This is a genomic window from Serratia quinivorans (genome assembly GCF_052113645.1).
In the GTDB taxonomy this organism is placed as follows: domain Bacteria; phylum Pseudomonadota; class Gammaproteobacteria; order Enterobacterales; family Enterobacteriaceae; genus Serratia; species Serratia quinivorans_B.
This window is the reverse complement of sequence record NZ_JBIEIU010000001.1, coordinates 413,980-432,775: the sequence shown is the minus strand read 5'-3', so window position 1 is coordinate 432,775 and position 18,796 is coordinate 413,980. Positions and strand designations below refer to the sequence as shown.

The 18,796-nt window shown below is 55.7% G+C and carries 19 protein-coding genes; 9 read left to right on the top strand and 10 right to left on the bottom strand.

From position 1 onward, the window contains the following. Positions 1-8: 8 nt before the first annotated feature. From ACGS9J_RS01955 to pabB, 4 genes are all read right to left on the bottom strand, one after another. The gene (locus tag ACGS9J_RS01955) at positions 9-1,625 is read right to left on the bottom strand and encodes an EAL domain-containing protein (RefSeq protein WP_442229404.1); all 1,617 of its coding nucleotides are present in this window, start codon (positions 1,623-1,625) and stop codon (positions 9-11) included. A 282-nt stretch (positions 1,626-1,907) separates the two neighbouring features. Then, positions 1,908-3,272, bottom strand: a complete 1,365-nt coding sequence (sdaA, locus tag ACGS9J_RS01950; RefSeq protein ID WP_442229403.1) for an L-serine ammonia-lyase — start codon at positions 3,270-3,272, stop codon at positions 1,908-1,910. A 445-nt stretch (positions 3,273-3,717) separates the two neighbouring features. Then, positions 3,718-4,296 (bottom strand): CoA pyrophosphatase, encoded by a 579-nt coding sequence (locus tag ACGS9J_RS01945; protein ID WP_442229402.1) that lies wholly within the window; start codon positions 4,294-4,296, stop codon positions 3,718-3,720. Continuing rightward, positions 4,293-5,666 carry an aminodeoxychorismate synthase component 1 gene (gene pabB / locus ACGS9J_RS01940; protein WP_442229401.1) on the bottom strand — a complete coding sequence of 458 codons (1,374 nt, stop codon included), beginning with the start codon at positions 5,664-5,666 and terminating at the stop codon, positions 4,293-4,295. Before pabB ends, ACGS9J_RS01945 begins: the two co-directional genes overlap by 4 nt. Before the next feature lie 502 nt (positions 5,667-6,168). Here pabB and ACGS9J_RS01935 point away from each other — a divergent pair. Next, positions 6,169-7,176, top strand: a complete 1,008-nt coding sequence (locus ACGS9J_RS01935; protein WP_442229400.1) for a glycosyltransferase — start codon at positions 6,169-6,171, stop codon at positions 7,174-7,176. A 63-nt stretch (positions 7,177-7,239) separates the two neighbouring features. Then, on the top strand, positions 7,240-7,485 hold the full coding sequence (locus ACGS9J_RS01930) for a YoaH family protein (RefSeq protein WP_442229399.1): 246 nt from the start codon (positions 7,240-7,242) through the stop codon (positions 7,483-7,485). A gap of 33 nt (positions 7,486-7,518) precedes the next feature. Here the strand turns inward: ACGS9J_RS01930 and purT are convergent, their stop codons facing one another. Then, entirely contained in the window at positions 7,519-8,697 is a 1,179-nt protein-coding gene (gene purT, locus ACGS9J_RS01925) for a formate-dependent phosphoribosylglycinamide formyltransferase (RefSeq protein WP_442229398.1), read from the bottom strand. A 230-nt stretch (positions 8,698-8,927) separates the two neighbouring features. On the opposite strand from purT, the gene dbpA reads away from it, so the two are divergent. The 4 genes from dbpA to yebF all read left to right on the top strand — a co-directional run bounded on the left by dbpA (position 8,928) and on the right by yebF (position 11,501). Beyond that, complete coding sequence (gene dbpA, locus ACGS9J_RS01920; RefSeq protein WP_182821991.1) at positions 8,928-10,310, top strand: ATP-dependent RNA helicase DbpA; 1,383 nt, start codon at positions 8,928-8,930, stop codon at positions 10,308-10,310. Between the two features lie 89 nt (positions 10,311-10,399). Then, entirely contained in the window at positions 10,400-10,723 is a 324-nt protein-coding gene (locus ACGS9J_RS01915; protein ID WP_442229397.1) for a YebG family protein, read from the top strand. A 39-nt stretch (positions 10,724-10,762) separates the two neighbouring features. Next, positions 10,763-11,071, top strand: a complete 309-nt coding sequence (gene yqfB / locus ACGS9J_RS01910) for a N(4)-acetylcytidine aminohydrolase (RefSeq protein ID WP_442229396.1) — start codon at positions 10,763-10,765, stop codon at positions 11,069-11,071. 70 nt (positions 11,072-11,141) lie between these two features. Continuing rightward, the gene (gene yebF, locus ACGS9J_RS01905; protein ID WP_442229395.1) at positions 11,142-11,501 is read left to right on the top strand and encodes a protein YebF; all 360 of its coding nucleotides are present in this window, start codon (positions 11,142-11,144) and stop codon (positions 11,499-11,501) included. A gap of 80 nt (positions 11,502-11,581) precedes the next feature. On the opposite strand, the gene ACGS9J_RS01900 is transcribed toward yebF, so the two are convergent. From ACGS9J_RS01900 to mdtH, 5 genes are all read right to left on the bottom strand, one after another. Continuing rightward, positions 11,582-12,145: a lipoprotein gene (locus ACGS9J_RS01900; RefSeq protein WP_442229394.1), complete on the bottom strand. Its 564-nt coding sequence runs from the start codon at positions 12,143-12,145 to the stop codon at positions 11,582-11,584. A 154-nt stretch (positions 12,146-12,299) separates the two neighbouring features. After that, on the bottom strand, positions 12,300-13,940 hold the full coding sequence (locus ACGS9J_RS01895; RefSeq protein ID WP_442229393.1) for an ABC1 kinase family protein: 1,641 nt from the start codon (positions 13,938-13,940) through the stop codon (positions 12,300-12,302). A gap of 27 nt (positions 13,941-13,967) precedes the next feature. Continuing rightward, complete coding sequence (gene grxB, locus ACGS9J_RS01890) at positions 13,968-14,615, bottom strand: glutaredoxin 2 (protein ID WP_442229392.1); 648 nt, start codon at positions 14,613-14,615, stop codon at positions 13,968-13,970. Between the two features lie 129 nt (positions 14,616-14,744). Further along, complete coding sequence (locus ACGS9J_RS01885) at positions 14,745-14,993, bottom strand: hypothetical protein (protein WP_442229391.1); 249 nt, start codon at positions 14,991-14,993, stop codon at positions 14,745-14,747. Between the two features lie 86 nt (positions 14,994-15,079). Then, entirely contained in the window at positions 15,080-16,285 is a 1,206-nt protein-coding gene (gene mdtH / locus ACGS9J_RS01880) for a multidrug efflux MFS transporter MdtH (RefSeq protein WP_442229390.1), read from the bottom strand. A gap of 345 nt (positions 16,286-16,630) precedes the next feature. Between mdtH and rimJ the strand changes: the two genes are divergently transcribed. From rimJ to ACGS9J_RS01865, 3 genes are read left to right on the top strand one after another with little or no spacing between them, the layout of a single operon-like run. After that, complete coding sequence (rimJ, locus tag ACGS9J_RS01875; RefSeq protein ID WP_442229959.1) at positions 16,631-17,215, top strand: ribosomal protein S5-alanine N-acetyltransferase; 585 nt, start codon at positions 16,631-16,633, stop codon at positions 17,213-17,215. A 9-nt stretch (positions 17,216-17,224) separates the two neighbouring features. Beyond that, on the top strand, positions 17,225-17,869 hold the full coding sequence (locus ACGS9J_RS01870) for a YceH family protein (RefSeq protein WP_442229389.1): 645 nt from the start codon (positions 17,225-17,227) through the stop codon (positions 17,867-17,869). Then, positions 17,862-18,782, top strand: a complete 921-nt coding sequence (locus ACGS9J_RS01865) for a Gfo/Idh/MocA family protein (protein ID WP_442229388.1) — start codon at positions 17,862-17,864, stop codon at positions 18,780-18,782. The genes ACGS9J_RS01870 and ACGS9J_RS01865 overlap by 8 nt, the downstream gene beginning before the upstream one ends. Positions 18,783-18,796: the final 14 nt, after the last annotated feature.

Genomic DNA, 18,796 nt, shown 5'->3' with positions numbered 1-18,796 from the left:
CGGGGGCATTATGCCTCCGGCTTGTTTTCCTGCCCCTTCCGCTGTTCCTCACGCTGCTTTCCCGTCCGCAATCGCGACTCGTACTGCTGTAACCACAATGGAAAGACATTGATCGGCATGGGTTTGGCGAAATAGAACCCTTGCAGAGCATTCACATCGCGTGAGCGCAGATATTCTGCCTGCTCGGCGGTTTCTACCCCTTCAGCCACCAGCTTCAACTTCAGGCGTTGCGCCAGGGTAATGATGGTATCGGTAACGGTGGCGTTAATGGCATCGGTGCCGATGGCGGCGGTAAAGCCGCGATCAATCTTCAACACGTCCGGGCTGAGTTTTTTCAGATAGCTGAGGGAGCTGTGCCCGGTGCCAAAATCGTCAATCGCCAGCATGATGCCCATTTCCTTCAGCGTTTTGATTTGCTCATACTGAATTTCCGACAGTGCGGTGCGTTCGGTCAGCTCCAGCATTAGCGAAGGCATAGGGTGGGCCGGCAGCCACAGGCGGCGGATATCGTCGATGACGGTGACCGCGTTGAAATGCTCGGCGGCGACGTTGATGCTGATATAAAACGACGGGCGCGGCGGGAATAACTGCAGGTTTTCCACCACGGTGCTCATCAGGTAGCGGGTCAGGGGAATGATCAAGCCATGCTGTTCCGCCAGTGGGATGAACACATCGGGGGAGATCCAGCCCTGCCGTTTGTTTTTCCAGCGCAACAGGGTTTCAACCCCAACGCAACGACCGGTTTCGGCATTGATGATCGGCTGACAGTAAACGCGAAACTCTCGGTGAGAAATGGCATGGCCGATATGGTACGACAGGCTCATGCGGTTCGCCGTCAGCAGGTACACCACATAGGCTGCCAGCAGGCTGATCAACAACGACAGCGGAATGTGCCGCGGCAACGCCGCCAGCGCCAGCATGCCGGCCTGGGGGCCGAACAGCGAAACAGAGAAGGGATATTGCGTCGACTTGGCGGTGTAGCGCAAATCGTTGGTTAGGCTATCGCTGCGCAGGATCTCTCGGCGGCCGTATTCCAGGCTGTCATCACCGACGTTCAGCACCACCCGTTGCGCATAGGGTTCCTGGGGTTCCAGCAGGAAATTTGCCAGCAGCTCAATATTGAAGACGTGCAAGACGCCGTTACGGCGGTTTTCGTTCTGTTCTGGCGTCCACATGATCAGGGTAGGCACCCCTTTGGCGACGGACAACGAAGGACGTAGTACCAGCTTCGCGCCATCGTTTGCCAGGGTGGGCAAAATAGTGCTGAAAACATACTGACGAGCGCCAAACAGGCTGGAGCAGTAGATAACGCCATCCTTGACCAGCAACATCGCCCGCAGAGCCTGGTTTTGCGCGGCACGAAAACGCAGCGTTGGCATCACGGTTTCGCAGGTGGAGGTCAGCAATGGCATGGAACGCCTGGCCTGCTGTTCAGCCGGGGCCAACAGATTATTGATCTTGGCGACGGTGCGGGTGGCAAGCACCTGCCGATTGTGCTCGATGGTGGCAATTTCTTGATAATAGCGGGTGTACAACGACAGCAGCAGAATAGCCAACCCGACCACCCCGGCCAGCAGCCAACGGTAATAGCGGTATTTGGTCACGGTAAGTTGGGTCATCAACATCGCTAAATCCTTGTTCGGTAAGCCAGCCCAGGATCACCGTCAGGCCAAACTGTCCTAAATGATACTCGGCTAATTCTAGCCTGTTGTTATACAAGAAGTGATGGTAACCCAATAAATTATTTAAATTTGGCGAAACAGAGGGCAAATTTGCGGGTTAACCGCAGGATCGGCATGATATCGTCGACGTGTTTTTTCGTGACAACGTCACATAATGAACGTTAGTGGATTGATTATTCAGGGATCGTATCAAGAAAAACCCCGCCATTAGGCGGGGTTAGGATGTCAGTCACATTGCACTTTGATCGCCAGACCGCCGCGAGAGGTTTCGCGGTATTTGGCGTTCATGTCTTTGCCGGTTTCGTACATGGTTTCGATCACTTTATCCAGTGACACGCGAGGCTCACTGGTGCGGCGCAAGGCCATACGCGCCGAGTTGATCGCCTTCACGGAGGCAATGGCATTACGCTCGATGCAAGGTACCTGAACCTGGCCGGCAACCGGGTCACAGGTCAAGCCCAGGTTGTGCTCCATGCCGATTTCCGCCGCGATGCAAACCTGCTCCGGGCTGCCACCCAGCAGTTCGGCCAGGCCGGCTGCCGCCATCGAACAGGCTACGCCCACTTCGCCCTGGCAGCCGACTTCGGCACCGGAAATGGAAGCGTTCATCTTGTACAGCGCACCGACGGCGCCCGCCGCCATAAAGTAACGGATATAAATATCCGGGCTGACGGATTCGATAAAGTGATCATAATAAGCCAACACCGCCGGTACGATGCCGCAGGCACCGTTGGTCGGCGCGGTAACCACACGCCCCCCGGCCGCGTTCTCTTCGTTGACGGCCAGCGCGAACATATTGACCCAGTCAATGACGTTCATCGGATCGCTGGACAGCTTGTCGGAAGAAACCAACAGGCGGCGCAATGCAGAAGCACGACGCGGTACGCGCAGTGGACCAGGCAGCACGCCTTCGGTATTCAGACCACGATCGATACAGGCACGCATGGCCTGCCAGATGTTACCGAAGTAGGTTTCGATATCTTGCTTGCTGTGCAGCGCCAGCTCGTTCTGCATCACCAGGCCGGAAAAGGACAGCCCGGTATCACGGCAGCGGGCGAGAATATCACGAGCAAAACTGAACGGATAAGGAACGCTCAACTCGTGCGCATCGACCTTGCCGAAGTTCTCTTCGTCGACGATAAAACCGCCGCCGAGTGAGTAGTAGGTCTTGCTGTAAACTTGTTTATCCCCGGCGAAGGCGTGGATCTGCATGCCGTTCTCATGCAGCGGCAAATTGTCGCTGCGGAACACCATGCCGCCGTCACGCGGGAAATCAACCTCATGCAGGCCGTTGGCCAACATCAGGCGTTGACGTTGTTCTACATCGCGAATAAAGCCCGGAATGCTATCGATATCAACGGTGTCCGGCATATTGCCGGCCAGGCCGAGGATGATAGCGATATCGGTATGGTGACCTTTACCGGTCAATGAGAGTGAGCCGTAAACATCTACGGCAACACGCGTGATAGAAGGCATCAGGCCTTTGTTTACCAGATCGTCGACAAACTGTTTGCCGGCTTTCATCGGTCCAACCGTATGAGAGCTGGACGGGCCGATGCCGATCTTAAACATGTCGAAAACGCTAATCACGCTAGAACTCCTTAGAGGCATATTGTTATGGCTGCATCGGTTAAAAACCGCGCAGGGAACAGCGATATTGTAAAAGGGCTGCACGGGTTCGGCTGCCTTTTTCGCATGAAATAAAATAATCCTTGGTGTTAGTTTTATTGCTGATTGCCGCAGGCATTCGGCTGGCCGGGGAACAGCCGCCACCTAAACTCGGTTAATGGCAATCGCGCCAGCTTCCGCTGCTGAACGCGGCCGGCTTAAACCCTGCTGAAATAGTGGTTTATTCCGGACGGCGGTATTTTACAGGTATTTCGTAAGGTTGAAGAGAGGGTTTACAGTTTTTTTAAAACCCTGATAGCCAGAACGGTAGTTGAAAAAGCAAACGAATGAAGTGATGCCGATCGCTTTACCCGTGCCGAGGCAGCAGGTAACCGTTTGGCTTGTGATCTGTGTCACGCAATTGGCGCTAAATACTGACCTGCTGCGCCAGTCGACGAATGATGGCGGCGGTTAATCCCCAGACAAATTGACTCTGATACCAGGAAAGATAAATACGGTGTGAATGGCCGCCACGCTGAATATCCAGCGGGTAATAGCGCGAGAGCGTCAGCGCCTCATGCAATGGCATTTCGAAAACGTCAGCCACTTCGTCTTCATTGGCGCAAAATTGCACATCGGGTGAGATCAATCCGACCACCGGGGTGACCTGGAAGCCGGTGCTGCTGTCGAGCGGCGCCAGTTGGCCAAGGATGGTCACCGCCTGCGGAGGGATAGCCACTTCTTCCTGAGCTTCACGCAGGGCGGTAATCATCGCCGAGCCGTCTTCGGCATCGGTTTTACCGCCCGGAAATGCCACCTGGCCTGGATGTTTGCGCAGCGAGTCGGCGCGGCGGGTGAGCAGCAGTGTGGGTTCGGGGCGGCAGATAATGGGTATCAGCACCGCCGCTGGACGAACGTTATGCGAAATTTGCGACGCCTGCGGCAGTTGCAGTTGGAAGCGGCTGATAAAGGCCGCCAGCGAGGTTGGATAAGTCGGTTGGCTCACGAAGCGATAAACTCCCCCAGTTGCGGCAGAATGCGACCGACTTTATCGAAGGTTTCCTGATATTCCGCCTGTTCCTGGCTGTCGGCCACGATGCCGCCGCCGGCCGAACAGTAGATGCGGCCATTTTCGGTGAACAAGGTGCGGATGGTGATATTGGTGTCCATGGTGCCGCAGGCGCTGATATAGCCAATGCTGCCGCAGTAAGCATTGCGACGCTGTGGCTCCAGCTCTTCGATAATCTCCATTGCCCGCACTTTGGGGGCACCGGTGATGGAACCGCCCGGGAAGCAGGCGCGCAAGAGCTCGGTTGCCGGGGTACCTTCCGGCAGGGTGGCGGTGATGGTACTGACCAGATGGTGCACCGCCGGGAAAGGTTCCACCACGAACAGTTCGGGAACCTTGACGCTGCCCGGTTCGGCGACCCGGCCGATATCATTGCGCAGCAGATCGACAATCATCAGGTTTTCCGCCCGGTCTTTGGTGGAATTGGCCAACCGCTGCGCCTGTTGCGCATCCTGCTCGGCATCGGCCAGCCGTGGCAGGGTACCCTTGATGGGACGGGTCTGGATCTGCTGGTTTTCCAGCCATAGAAAGCGCTCGGGCGAAACGCTCAGTACTGCGTTGTCCGGCAGGCGTAAAAAGGCGGAGAAGGGGGCACGGTTGCTGGCGCTCAATTGCTGAAAGGCCTGCCATTCATCACCCTGATAATCCGCAGAGAATCGTTGCGCCAGATTGATTTGGTAGCAGTCGCCGCTGCGCAGATAGTGCTGAATGCGCTGGAATTTTTCACCGTACTGTTGCCGCGTCATGTTGGCCTGCCAACGGCTGGTTAAGGTAAAAGCTTGCCGAGGCTGAGATGGCTGACTACGGAGCCACTGCCAGCGCTGCTCAACGTCCCCATGGCTGAGTAACGTCAGCGTCTTCCGGTGGTGATCGGCAATCAGCGCCCAGTCATAAATGCCCACCGCCATGTCCGGCAACGCAATATCCGCCTGTGCCCACTGCGGCAGTTTCTCCACTCTGCGGCCCAGGTCGTACCCGAATAACCCCAGGGCGCCACCCTGAAACGGCAAGTCGGCATCGATGGCCGGATGTCGATTTTGTTGTTCCAGCTGTTGTTGCAGCAGATGGAAGGGATCTTCCACTGATTGCAGCCGTTGTTCGCCGCGGCAAATTTCGGTGATTTGCCCTCGGGTGGTCAGTGTGACGCTGGGGGCCGCCACCAGGATATCGAAACGGTTATGCGAGTGTTCGGCAAAACCGGAATGCAGCAATATGGCCCAAGGCTGTTGAGCAAGGGGAGCAAACAGCTCCAGCAGGGCGGTGTGGGTGTAAGGCAAAGATTTTAGATTCGGTGCGGTTGCGCTCATGGGCCTCAATAAACCTGACTGACGGGGCGGCTGCTTATGGCGGCTATTCTGCCATATTCGACGGGGGGGCGCATGCCCTGGCATCTGCCGGTAAGGCATAATGTGCATAAACGACGATTCAACAAATTTGCAAATGAAGCATTTTTTGCGACTTCAGCTATAATCCAATATGTTAAAAACAGCAATATAAATTAATGGTTGAGATATATCTTAGTCTCGGGATTCGAGTTTAATAAACCAGACTCGGCCATTGGTTTTGCTGCGGTACTGTTTTTGTAAGGCCATCACTAATTGTGATGATGGCCACATTATAATGCCAACAGATGCCGGTTTTTGAACCACAAATTCCCGATAACGAGTGCGTCGTGTATTAAAAATAAATGGTAACAAGACTCATTTAGGCCTTGTTTTATCGACTGGCCACTGGATTTTTAATTTAATTGCACCCTGATATTTTTAAAAATAGAAATATTCATTCGTTACTTTTTGCGAAGAGCTGCCTATGCCCCTAATGCTGAGTGTCATCGTCCCGCTACACAACGTGGGTGAACTGTTTGAGCCATTTTTGGCCTCGCTGTTAGCCCAACATGAGCGGCGGCTGGAGGTGATCATCGTCAATGACGGTTCCACCGACGGCTCTGGCGATATCGCCCACCGCTATGCCCGACAGCATCCGCATATTACCGTTATTGACCAAATTAATGCCGGCGTGTCCTGTGCCCGTAACGCCGGGTTGGCCGTTGCCCAAGGTAAATATGTGGCATTTCCCGACGCCGATGATTTACTGGCGCCGGAAATGTATGCAACCTTGATAGAATTGGCCGAGCAAAATCAATTGGATGTCATGCAATGCAACGGTGAACGTTATTTCACCGGTCAAGATGAACTGCAACCGATTATTCCGCAAAAGCGCTTAGGCGATACCGGTGTTATTAGCGGCGCTGACTGGTTGGAGCGCGCGCTGAAATCGAGAAAATTTATTCACGTGGTCTGGTTGGCGATATATCGCCTTGATTTTATTAAGCAGCATCGGTTGTATTTTGAACCGGGTTTGCATCATCAGGATATTCCCTGGACCACCGAGGTGATGTTTAATGCGCAGCGGGTGAAATATCTCAGCAAAGCGCTGTATCGCCAGCGGGTACACGATAAATCGATCAGTAATCGTCGCCGGACGGGCCAGGCCAACGTCGAGTATCAGCGCCACTATATGAAAATAGTGGAAATGCTGGTGGCGCTAAACCGGCGCTACGCCAGTAAAATCAAGATCCGGCCGGCTTTCCACTGGCAGATCACCCGTGAGGCCTTGGGCATCTGTCACAGTATTCGCCGTGAACCCGAACTGGCAGCGCAGTGTCGCATCACCGATGAGTTCTACCTGCGCGGTATCGACCGAGCGATGTCCGAAAATGCGCGCGGCCTTAAACAGGGCTGGCACGTCGTCCTCTGGCTGCACCGCCTGAAACAGTGGCGACACGGCGATCATTGTTCGCAAACGGCCGCTGAATAACAGGCATTGGGATCCGCCGGTTTAAGGCGTATACTCGCCCTCCATTTTACCGGAGAGAAACACATGCTTGCAGGTATGCCGTCGTTGAGCCATCAAGAGCAGCAGGAAGCTGCGGATCGTATCCATCAGTTGATGGAACAAGGCATGAGCAGTGGTGAAGCCATCGCACGGGTTGCGCAGGAAATCCGCGAAAAGCATCAGGGTGACCAGGTTAGCGTCATGTTCGATGACGAAGATGACGTGGAAGAGTATCAGGAACGTCCGGACGACCAGGGCGATGAAGACTCTGAAGAAGACGAAAACTATTGATGTTGCAGGGGCCGGCAAGCCGGCCCCGAAGCGTTAACCTTCAATCACCACCGCCGCAGCGGCCTGTTTGGCCGACTCCACCGCCAGCTCAACATTTTCTGCCGTCGCCAGCGCGACCCCGATCCGACGTTGACCGTTAATTTCCGGTTTGCCAAACAAACGCAATTGATTATGACCGCTCAGCGCAGCATCCAGCCCGCTGAAACGCAGGTCGCTGCTGATCAGTTGTGGCAGGATCACCGCAGAAGCAGAAGGACCGAACTGGCGAATGGCACCAATCGGCAGACCGAGGAAAGCGCGAACGTGCAGCGCGAATTCGGAGAGGTCTTGTGAAATCAGGGTCACCATGCCGGTATCGTGTGGGCGCGGCGAAACTTCGCTGAAAATCACTTCATCGCCGCAGACAAACAGCTCGACGCCGAACAGGCCAAACCCACCCAGTGCTTTCACCACGTTTTCCGCAATGGCTTGCGCGCGGCTCAACGCCCGTTCACTCATCTGCTGCGGTTGCCAGGATTCACGGTAATCCCCGTCTTCCTGACGATGCCCTATCGGCGCGCAGAAATGTACACCGTCGATGGCGCTGATGGTCAGTAGGGTGATTTCAAAGTCGAACTTCACCAGGCCTTCGACAATCACCCGTCCACCGCCGGCACGACCTCCCTGTTGGGCGTAATCCCAGGCGGTTTTCAGCTGTTCCGGGCTGCGGATCAGGCTTTGGCCCTTGCCGGAAGAGCTCATGACCGGTTTGATAATGCACGGGTAGCCGATTTCGTCGACGGCCTGTCGGAAGGCGGCTTCGCCGTCGGCAAAACGGTAGTGGGAGGTTGGCAGGCCCAGGGTTTCTGCCGCCAGGCGACGGATACCTTCGCGGTTCATGGTCAGGCGCGTCGCCTCTGCGCAGGGCACCACCCGGTGTCCTTGCTGCTCCAGTTCCACCAGCATGTCGGTGGCAATGGCTTCGATCTCCGGCACGATGTAGTCGGGGCGCTCCTGTTCAATCACGGCTTTCAGCGCGTTGCCGTCCAGCATGTTAATTACGTGGCTGCGATGTGCCACATGCATGGCTGGGGCGTCGGCGTAGCGGTCTACGGCGATCACTTCCAGTCCCAAACGCTGGCATTCGATGGCAACTTCTTTACCCAGCTCGCCGGAGCCGAGCAACATAACGCGGGTGGCGGAGGGGCGCAGGGCGGTTCCAATAGTCAACATAGTTTCGTACCTGGATCTGTGGATAGTAACGCGGTCTGATAGTGGGCGAGCAGTATATACGAAAACGTTTGCGTGTGCAGCCGCAGGCCAACGGGTTGCCAAAATCCGCGGCCGGCGGCTTTTTTTGTGCGTGAAATCCGTAATCCAGACTATCTCTGTTATCATCTGCGGCTGATTCGGTGCTGCCGTGGGCGCGCCGCCATTCCATTTGCCATATAAGAGTTATCGCCGTGAGCACAGTTTCCTTTTCTTCCCTGCCGCTGCCAGCCGAACAGTTGGCCAACCTCAACGAACTGGGGTATGCCGAAATGACACCGGTGCAGGCTGCCGCACTGCCCGCCATCCTGAAAGGGCAGGACGTACGTGCCAAAGCAAAAACCGGCAGCGGTAAAACGGCGGCGTTCGGCATTGGCCTGCTGGATAAAATCAACGTTTCCCAGGTGGCGGCGCAGGCGCTGATCCTGTGCCCAACGCGTGAACTGGCGGACCAGGTGAGCAAAGAACTGCGTCGTCTGGCGCGCTTCACCCAGAACATCAAAATTTTGACCCTGTGCGGCGGTCAGCCAATGGGGCCGCAGCTCGATTCACTGGTGCACGCGCCGCATATCGTGGTGGGCACGCCGGGACGTATTCAGGAACACCTGCGCAAGAAAACGCTGGTACTGGATGAACTGAAAGTGTTGGTGCTGGACGAAGCCGATCGCATGCTCGATATGGGCTTCGCCGACGATATCGACGATGTGATCAGCTATACGCCGCCACAGCGTCAGACGCTGCTGTTCTCCGCAACCTACCCCAGCGGTATCGAACGCATCAGCGCACGCGTGCAACGCGATCCGTTGAATGTGGAAGTGGACGACGGTGAAGAGCAAACCACCATCGAACAACGTTTCTATGAAACGACCCGCGACCAGCGCCCGGCGGTACTGGTGTCCGCTATCCGTCATTACCAGCCTTCTTCTTGCGTGGTGTTCTGCAACACCAAGCGCGATTGCCAGAGCGTGTATGAAGCACTGGAAGCGCGCGGCATTAATGTGTTGGCGCTGCATGGCGATCTGGAACAACGCGATCGTGATCAGGTGCTGGTGCGTTTTGCCAACCGCAGCTGCCGTGTGTTGGTGGCGACTGACGTTGCCGCGCGCGGTCTGGACATCAAAGAGCTGGAGCTGGTGGTCAACTATGAGCTGGCGTTTGATCCGGAAGTTCACGTTCACCGCATCGGCCGTACCGGCCGTGCCGGTTTGAGCGGTCTGGCGATCAGCCTGTGTACGCCGCAGGAAATGACGCGTGCGCATGCGATTGAAGAGTATCTGCAGATCAGAGTTAACTGGGCGCCAGTGTCCGAGTTAAGCGGTGCGGGCAATACCACGCTCGAAGCTGAAATGGTCACTTTGTGCATCGACGGTGGGCGTAAGGCCAAAATCCGTCCTGGCGATATTCTCGGTGCACTGACCGGTGAAGCCGGGCTGACAGCGGCGGAAGTGGGCAAGATTGACATGTTCCCGGTGCATGCCTACGTGGCGATCCGCAAGGCCAGCGCCCGTAAGGCGTTGCAGCAGCTGCAGCAGGGCAAAATCAAGGGTAAGAACTGCAAGGTGCGGTTGTTGAAATAAGTCCGCGTCAGGGGTGCGCTTGCATCCCTGCCTAAAATCACCTTATACTGTATAAAAATACAGTATTCTAACCTTTGAGGAATGCACACATGGCCGTTGAAGTTAACTATGTGGTGGTGAGAAACGGTGAGGAAAAGATGACTTTCGCGACCAAGAAAGAAGCCGACGCTTACGACAAAATGCTGGATCTGGCCGACAGCCTCGGTGAGTGGCTGCAGCAGGCGCCGCTTGAGCTGGACGACGAACAGCGAGAAGGGCTGGGCTTCTTCCTGGCGGAAAATAAAGACGTGCTGGGGCAGATTTTGCGCGGCGCAACGCCGGCTGAAGCACCGAAGAAACCCGCCAAAGTGAAAACGGAAAAACCTGTCGCTACCACAAAAGAGGGATCTGCGTCAGAAAAGCAGGCAGCATAATGACTTATGTTGCGGCAATGTGATGAAAAAGGATCTAGAATGAGCCGTGAAATAACTTTCTTCAGTCGCTTTGAGCAAGATATTTTGGCCGAGCGTAAAACCATTACCATTAGGGACGCCAGTGAATCTCACTTTCAACCCGGTGAGGTTTTACGCGTTAGTCGCAATGAAGATGGCGTGTTTTTCTGCCTGATTGAAGTGCTGTCAGTCACGCCGGTGCGTCTGGATGCGTTAACCGCGCAGCATGCCCAGCAGGAAAATATGTCGCTCAGCGAGCTGAAGCAGGTGATCAAGGAAATCTATCCGGGGCTGGATGAGCTGTTCGTCATCACCTTTGCCAAACGCTGATCTTTCGTCAGACCAGTTGTGAGCCAAGGGCAAGCGCCTGCGGATAGCATTAATCACAACTGGAGGGAATATGAAAGCAACAGGACTGAGTTTGGCCGTAGCGCTGTTGGCCATGGCGGGTTTAACGACCACGGTGCAGGCGCAGGAACAACGCAGCGCCAAAGTGGCGCAATGCGCGGGTTTGCAACCGGCAGACGTCGCCGCTCAGGTGAAACGCGATTACCTGCAAAACCGCATTACGCGTTGGGAATCGGATAAGAAACTGCTGGGTACGGCCACCCCGATAGCCTGGATCAGTCCGGAAGCCATTACCGGCAAGGACGCGGTCTGGCAGGTGCCGTTGACGGTGCGGGGCACTAAACAGGATAAAACCTACAACGTCACCCTCGACTGTAACGCCGGTAAAATTACCTATAGCGATCCGCAGTAATCTCACCGTTTTCGGCGTATGACCGCCTGAAAATATCAAGCCCGCCTTATCAGCGGGCTTTTTGCTTTTTAACGCCGAGCTCAGTCAGTAAATGGAATAACCAGCTCGCCTGGCTTCACTTCCAGCCCTTTGGCCAGTTTCTTGGCCATGGCTTCCGTTTTACTGTTATCCGGGTTCAGCACATAGGCCGGTTTTTGATCGAAGTAGGATTTCAGCGACTGATTCAGGTAAGGCGTCAGGGCCTTCATCACCGTCTGCATTTTCTCTGGTTGCACGCTGTAGTCGGTCAATTCCATGTCCTTGAGGAATACCGCACCTTGCTCACGGTCATACACCGGTTGTGCCTTCAGCGTCAGTTTCAGATCTGCCGTCTGCGGACCGAGGATCGAGGTGATGTTCACTTTCGCGTCGCCGGAAAGGGTCACCTTGCCCGGTTCGCTGCGACCAATTTGGCTCTGTAACTGAGTCAGCACGATATTGGCGTCCAGCAGCCCCGGCACGCCGATCTGTTTCTGGTAATCGTTGTGCTTTTGCAGGTAATCATTCACTTCCTGCTCGCTAAGCGTGTATTGGGTCAGCTGATTGCAGCCGACCAATACGCCGGCGAACAGCAGGGCGGCTGCGCCCATCAGGATCTTTTTCATTTGTGCCTCATAGCTACTGCCAACGAAAATGCTGCAGATAATTGATTTATCATTATAAACACTCGCTGTCCGCGAAGGGAACCGTTGTTGTCAGCGAACAGGGTGATAGTGCGCGTGAAATGCCCCGGCACCTATCGGATAACGCTGAAACTGTTCAGCGTCGCAGACGCAGCACCAGCAACAGGACTCCGCCCAGGCAGGCCAGCGCGCCCAGCGCAGGAAACAGAGGAATACCCCACAACCGCAGCGAGGAATGCATCAGATAGGGGGCCAGACCCAGCGTGAAGGCGGCGGTGACAATGGCAATGGCCAAGGTGACGGCGGCCCGTTCCAGCGCCTTGCTCAACTGATCGATGTTTTTGAGGTTGATATCGGCGCTGATTTTCCCGCCTTTCAGCCGACGCATTAACAGGCGCAGGGCTTGCGGCAGCTCTTCACCCGCGTCCAGTGCCTCACCCCCCAGCGCCAGCATGCGTCGACGCACGGCCTCAGGGGTGTAACGCTGTAACATCACCTGTTGCAGCATCGGTTTCAGGGTGGCGATGATATCGAAATGGGGATCGAGCCGGTGCAACACGCCATCGGCGGTGATTAACGCTTTGAACAGCAACACCAGATCCGGCGGCAGCGCCAGCTGATGCTCACGCGCCATCACCAACAGGTCGGTCAGCGCCTTGCCCAGAGTGAGAGTGGCGGAGGCTTGCTTGTCGAGGAAGTTTTGCGCCGCCAGTTCCAGATCCAGCAGATCCAAAGGATCGCTGTCAGACCAGGCGATCAAGGTATTAACGATACCGCTGGATTCCCGCTCGGCGATGGCTTGCAGTAACAGCAGCAACTGATTGCGTCGCCGTTCGGAAAGCTGGCCGACCATGCCGAAATCGATAAAGCCGACGCGATTATCCGCCAGCGCCATCACGTTGCCGGGGTGCGGATCGGCATGATAAAGACGGTGCTCCAGCACCATTTTCATAAAGGCTTGTGCGCCGCGCTGTGCGAGTAATGGGCCATCAAAACCGGCCGCCGCCAATTGCTGAGGATTTTCCGGCGCGATGCCGGGCAGAAACTCCTGCACCAGCAAACGTTGGGACGACCACTGCCAGTAAATTTTGGGGATCACTACGTCGGGCTGCTGAACAAACTGCTGGGCGACCCGCTCACAGTTATTGCCTTCGTGAGTTAGATCCAGTTCATGATTAAGCGCGGTCGCCAGCGCTCTCACCATCTGCCGCGGACGATAACGGGCCAGTGCCGGACTCTGCTGCTCCACGGTTTCCGCCAGATAGGTCAGCAGGCGCAGATCGGCTTGAATGGTTTTCGCCAGGCCGGGGCGCAATACCTTGACCACTACCGCTTCACCACTGTGCAAGCGGGCGCGATAAATCTGCGCCATCGATGCGGCGGCCAGGGGCGTTTGATCAAACTCGGCGAACAGGCTGTGCGGGTCACCGCCCAAATCCGCCGTGATCTGCGGCGCCAGTTGCTCCCACGACAGGGTGCTGGCCTGGCTGTGCAGGCGATCCAGTTCGTCGGTCCAGCTTGAGTCCAACAGATCTGAGCGGGTCGCCAGGATCTGGCCGAATTTGACAAAGGTCGGCCCCAAGGCTTCCAGCGCAGCACGCAGGCGCTGCGGCATTGTTTGGCCGTCTTGCTGCTCACCGCCGCTGTCACCGCCACTAAGCAGGCTACTCAGGCCCAGCAGGCGGATCACATCCTGTAGCCCATAGCGGATCAGCACCGTGGAAATTTCTTTCAACCGTGCCCGATCGCGGGCGGTGACCAACACCATTTTCAACATTTGCGCGCTATATCCTTATTGCGAGGGTCACTGTTCCATATCGAACAGCAGCGGAATATCACTGCGTTGCGCCATACGGTTGCGATAGGCTTCCACGTTATCCGGCAGCGTGAGTCCGGCGACGATCGACAGTGAACGCAACAGGGGGAACAGATGAATATCATCTTCCGACAGCGTGCCATTCACCGCATCAGGAGACACGATCAGGCCGGAAAGCGCCTGCAGATCGGTTTCCAGTTGGGCAATCAGATCGGCACTGTCGGCCAGGCGTGCGGAAAAATCGCCGATTGAAGCCTGTTTTTTGTCGATGAAGTACTGGCGTGCACTGTCAGTGGCGAACTCTTCGAAGTCGGCATTGGCAAAGCGCGGCAGCAGTAAGTAGAGGCTGTAACTGCCGACCTGCTGCAGCCAGTCGGCGATTGCCGGACGGGTTTTACCGGTCAGCAGCGGCTTGCCGTCGAGGTTATCGATGTAATGCACGATATCCATGCTTTCCGGGAGATAGCTGCCGTCATCCTTTTGCAGGATCGGGGCCATTTTTTTGCCAATCATGCCGACAGGCGTCGCTTCATCATCGTTGAGCAGGGTGACCAGGCGGACGGGCAGGTTTTTAAGGCCGAAAATCATGCGGGCTTTAACGCAGAATGGGCAATGATCGTAGATAAACAGTTTCATGCTTGCTCCGGTTGTCAGGTTTTAACAGCAATAGTTATCACAGCATACTGAGGCTGTCGCGAAAAGTTCTTGTTGGAAGGTGCGTTATTGTTGTATTGCCCGCGCCTGTTGCGCGGGCCGAAGCTGGGGTTACTTTTTGGTCGGTACGGAATTGATCACTTCTATCAAATGGATGCGCGCTTCTTCAAGATCGATTTTATCGCGGTCGTTGGTGGCGTTGACTATCTGCAGCTGTTTGATGATGTCACTCTTCAGCGTAGCATTGTCAGCAATGATATGGGCCAGCGCTTTTTCTACCAATGTTGACCGCGCATAGATCATGCGCAGGTTCAGTACCATGTGTTCCAACAGTTGCGGTAATTTGTCTTCGTCACTCATCGCCAACTTCTCCCGTTTATGTTTTTACTATCAGGATAGCAGCTGTGGGAAATTCGGCTGATTTTCTGGCAACTTAGAGAAAAATCTCAGCCACCGGGCAGAACCTCCGGGATGGCGCTGCGCGGATTGAACTGCCAATAAAGGGCGAACAGGGTAATCAAGCCCACGATGCCGAGCAGTATCCAGGGCAGTTCAGGCATGCCCAGCGCATGACCGGTATCGTACATCCAGCCACCGCCGGTATAGCCCAGCGCGCCGCCCAGCGCCAGGCCCAGGCGGCTGAATCCCATATAACTGCCGCGCGCGCGCGGATCTGCCAGTGAAGCGCTGAGGGTTTCTCGCGCCGGTTCGGCGATGATTGAGCCGAGATAGAAACAGCAAATCAGGCTAAAAACGCCCTGCAGGCTGGTGGCCAGGCCAACCGGGATCAGGCTGAGGGTCATCAGCAGCAGACCGGCCATCAGGCGTTGTTCCAGGCGAAAGCGTTTTTCGCTCCAGCGCGCCAGTGGGTAGAGCAACGACAGCGACAATGCCGCCTCGATCGCATACATCCATTTTACCGCCGTCGGTGATCCGGCGATTTCATTGACGACGATCGGCAGCATCAGCATGACCTGTACCGACAGCATGTAGTAACCGGTCAGGGTCAGCACGTAGGTCAGGAAACGGCGATCGCGCAGGACGCGCATCATGCCTTCTTTCATCGGAGCACGCACGGTAGAAATGCGGTATGCCGGCAGCAGCCAGGCGTTCCAACCCGCCGCCAACACGAAAATGCCCGCGCCGACCCAGCAGACAAAGTGGAAATCATATTGCAGTAGCCAACTGCCGATCAGGGCACCGATAACAGCACCGGCGCTGTCTTGCATCATCAGCAGGGAGTAAAAGCGGCCACGCTCATGCGGGCGAGTGAGTTTAATCACCAGCGCGGTACGTGGCGGATCAAACAGCGTGCCGCCGAGGGCAGAAAGGGCACAGGAGAACCACAGCATCCAGGGTTGGTCGGCCATTGCCATGGTGGCGAAGCCGGCTGCGCGCATCAGCATGCCGGTGACAATCATCGGTTTGGCACCGAACCGGTCAGCTATCGCGCCCCCGAAGATCCCCAGGCCTTGCTGAATTAACTGCCGCAAACCCAACGCCGCGCCGACCACGACGGCTGCCCAGCCGAGCTGATCGACAAAGCGAATCGAAATAAGCGGAAAGACCACAAAAAAGCCTAAAACCACTAACAGATTATCGAGTAATAGAAAATATTTACCCAAGCTCCGAGCTTGCGATACCAGAGACATGCTTCACCACGAGCAATTAAGAGGGAGAGGAGTGTGACCGCTCTAGTTTGTACCCAATCCCGGATGGCCGATAGGGGCGGGGTAGATAATATTTTTTTATCGTCAATACGTTACCTGCGCGGCAAAACCGCACGAAAATAGCCGTAAAATGACTAATCGCTTATTTACTGAGCTGCCGGGATTTTACCTCCGGGGCAGGCTGCGGTTATATTAAATGAGGGTAAGTGCGGTTCTGCGCCGGTAGTTGACAAATAATGGCCCAGAATAGGTTCGTCGCCGGATTATTATCCGGACGTGCGCCCAATAAATACTTCTTATCGAACCGTTCTGACCGCGGGGGAAATGATGTTTGGCTACCGCTCTGCATCACCAAAAGTACGCCTTACTACCGATCGGCTGGTTGTCCGTTTAGTTAATGAACGCGATGCCTACCGGCTGGCGGAATACTATGCCGAAAACCGAAGCTTCCTTAAGCCCTGGGAGCCGGTACGGGATGAAAGCCACTGTTATCCTTCCGGTTGGCAGGCGCGGCTGGGAATGATCACCGAAATGCAAAAGCAGGGCAGCGCCTACTATTTTATCCTGCTCGATCCGGAAGAAAATGAAGTGCGGGGCGTGGCGAATTTCAGCAACGTGTTGCGCGGTTCATTCCATGCCTGTTTCCTCGGCTATTCGTTGGCCGAAAAATGGCAGGGGCAAGGGCTGATGTATGAAGCGCTGCAGTCCGCCATCCGTTATATGCTGCGCCAGCAGCGCATGCACCGCATCATGGCCAACTATATGCCGCACAATCAGCGCAGCGGCGCATTGCTGACCCGCCTGGGATTTGAACGTGAAGGTTATGCCAAGGACTATCTGCTGATCAACGGGCAGTGGCAGGATCACGTACTGACGGCTTTAACCAATAAAGAATGGCTACCGCCACGCTGAGGCAAAATAATGAAATACGAATTAAGCGCCAAAGAAGCCAGGGTGATTGGCTGCCTGCTGGAAAAGCAGGTGACCACCCCGGATCAATATCCGCTTTCCCTCAATGGCATCACTATGGCCTGTAACCAGAAAACCAACCGTGAACCGGTGATGGATCTGGCGGAAAATGAAGTTCAGCAAATTCTCGACCTGCTGTTAAAGAAACACTTCCTGCGCACCCTGAGCGGCTTCGGCAACCGGGTGGTCAAATATGAACAACGTTTTTGCAATTCGGAGTTTGGTCAGCTCAAGCTGAGCGCTGCTGAATTGGCGGTAATCGCCACTTTACTGCTGCGTGGCGCACAAACACCCGGTGAACTGCGCACTCGTACCAACCGCATGCATGAATTTAATGATGTCACCGAAGTGGAGCAGGTGCTGGCGCAATTGAGCGCGCGGGAAGATGGCCCCTTTGTGGTGCGTCTGGCGCGGGAGCCGGGCAAACGTGAAAGCCGGTTTATGCATTTGTTCAGCGGCCAGATTGATGAGGCGCCCGCGGATGCATTACCGGCCAGTGACGGCGATTTACACGAGCGAGTGAGTACGCTGGAAAACGAAGTGGCGCAGCTTAAACAGCAAGTGCAGGCGTTATTGGAGCGAGAGTCGCATGAGTAAATTACGCGTTGGCGTGGTGGGGTTGGGCGGCATCGCGCAAAAAGCGTATCTGCCGATCCTCAGTCAGGCGGCAGACTGGACGTTGGTCGGCGGTTTCTCGCCTAATCAGCAGAAGGCGCAGCCGATTTGCGACAGTTATCGCATGGCCTGTTTTACTGGGCTCGACAGTCTGGCACAGCAGTGCGATGCGGTGTTTGTTCACAGCAGCACCGCCAGCCATTTTCAGGTGATCGGGGAACTGCTGCGTCACGGCGTCCACGTTTATGTCGATAAGCCTCTGGCGGAAACCGTGGAACAGGGCGAACAGTTGATCGCGCTGGCTGAAAAACAGGGGAAAGCGCTGATGGTCGGGTTTAACCGCCGTTTTGCCCCGCTGTATCGTCAGTTAAAGCAAGAGATGAATCAGCCGGCATCGATTCGCATGGATAAACATCGTGCCGACAGCGTCGGGCCAAACAGTGCGCGCTTTACACTGTTGGACGATTATCTGCACGTGATCGATACCGCACTGTGGCTGGGTGGGGACGCCGGATCATTGCTCAGTGGCTGCCTGCGCACCAATGAAGTCGGTGAATTGGTTTATGCCGAACATCATTTTGAATGCGGAGAAACGCAGGTGACCACCAGCATGCACCGCCGGGCAGGCAGTCAGCGCGAAAGCGTGCAGGCGGTGACGGACGGCGCGGTATATCAGTTGAACGATATGCGTCAGTGGCTGCGGGAAGATCCCCAGGGCGTGCTGGAACAACCGGCGCCAGGCTGGCAGACCACGCTGGCGCAGCGCGGTTTTGACGGGGCGGTCCGCCATTTCCTTGCCTCCGTCAGCAATCAGACTGTGCCGGAAACCGCCGGTGAGCAGGCGATCGCCGCCCAACGGGTGATTGAACGCCTGTTGCGAGACGCTAATTTGTAAGATAACTCCATGTA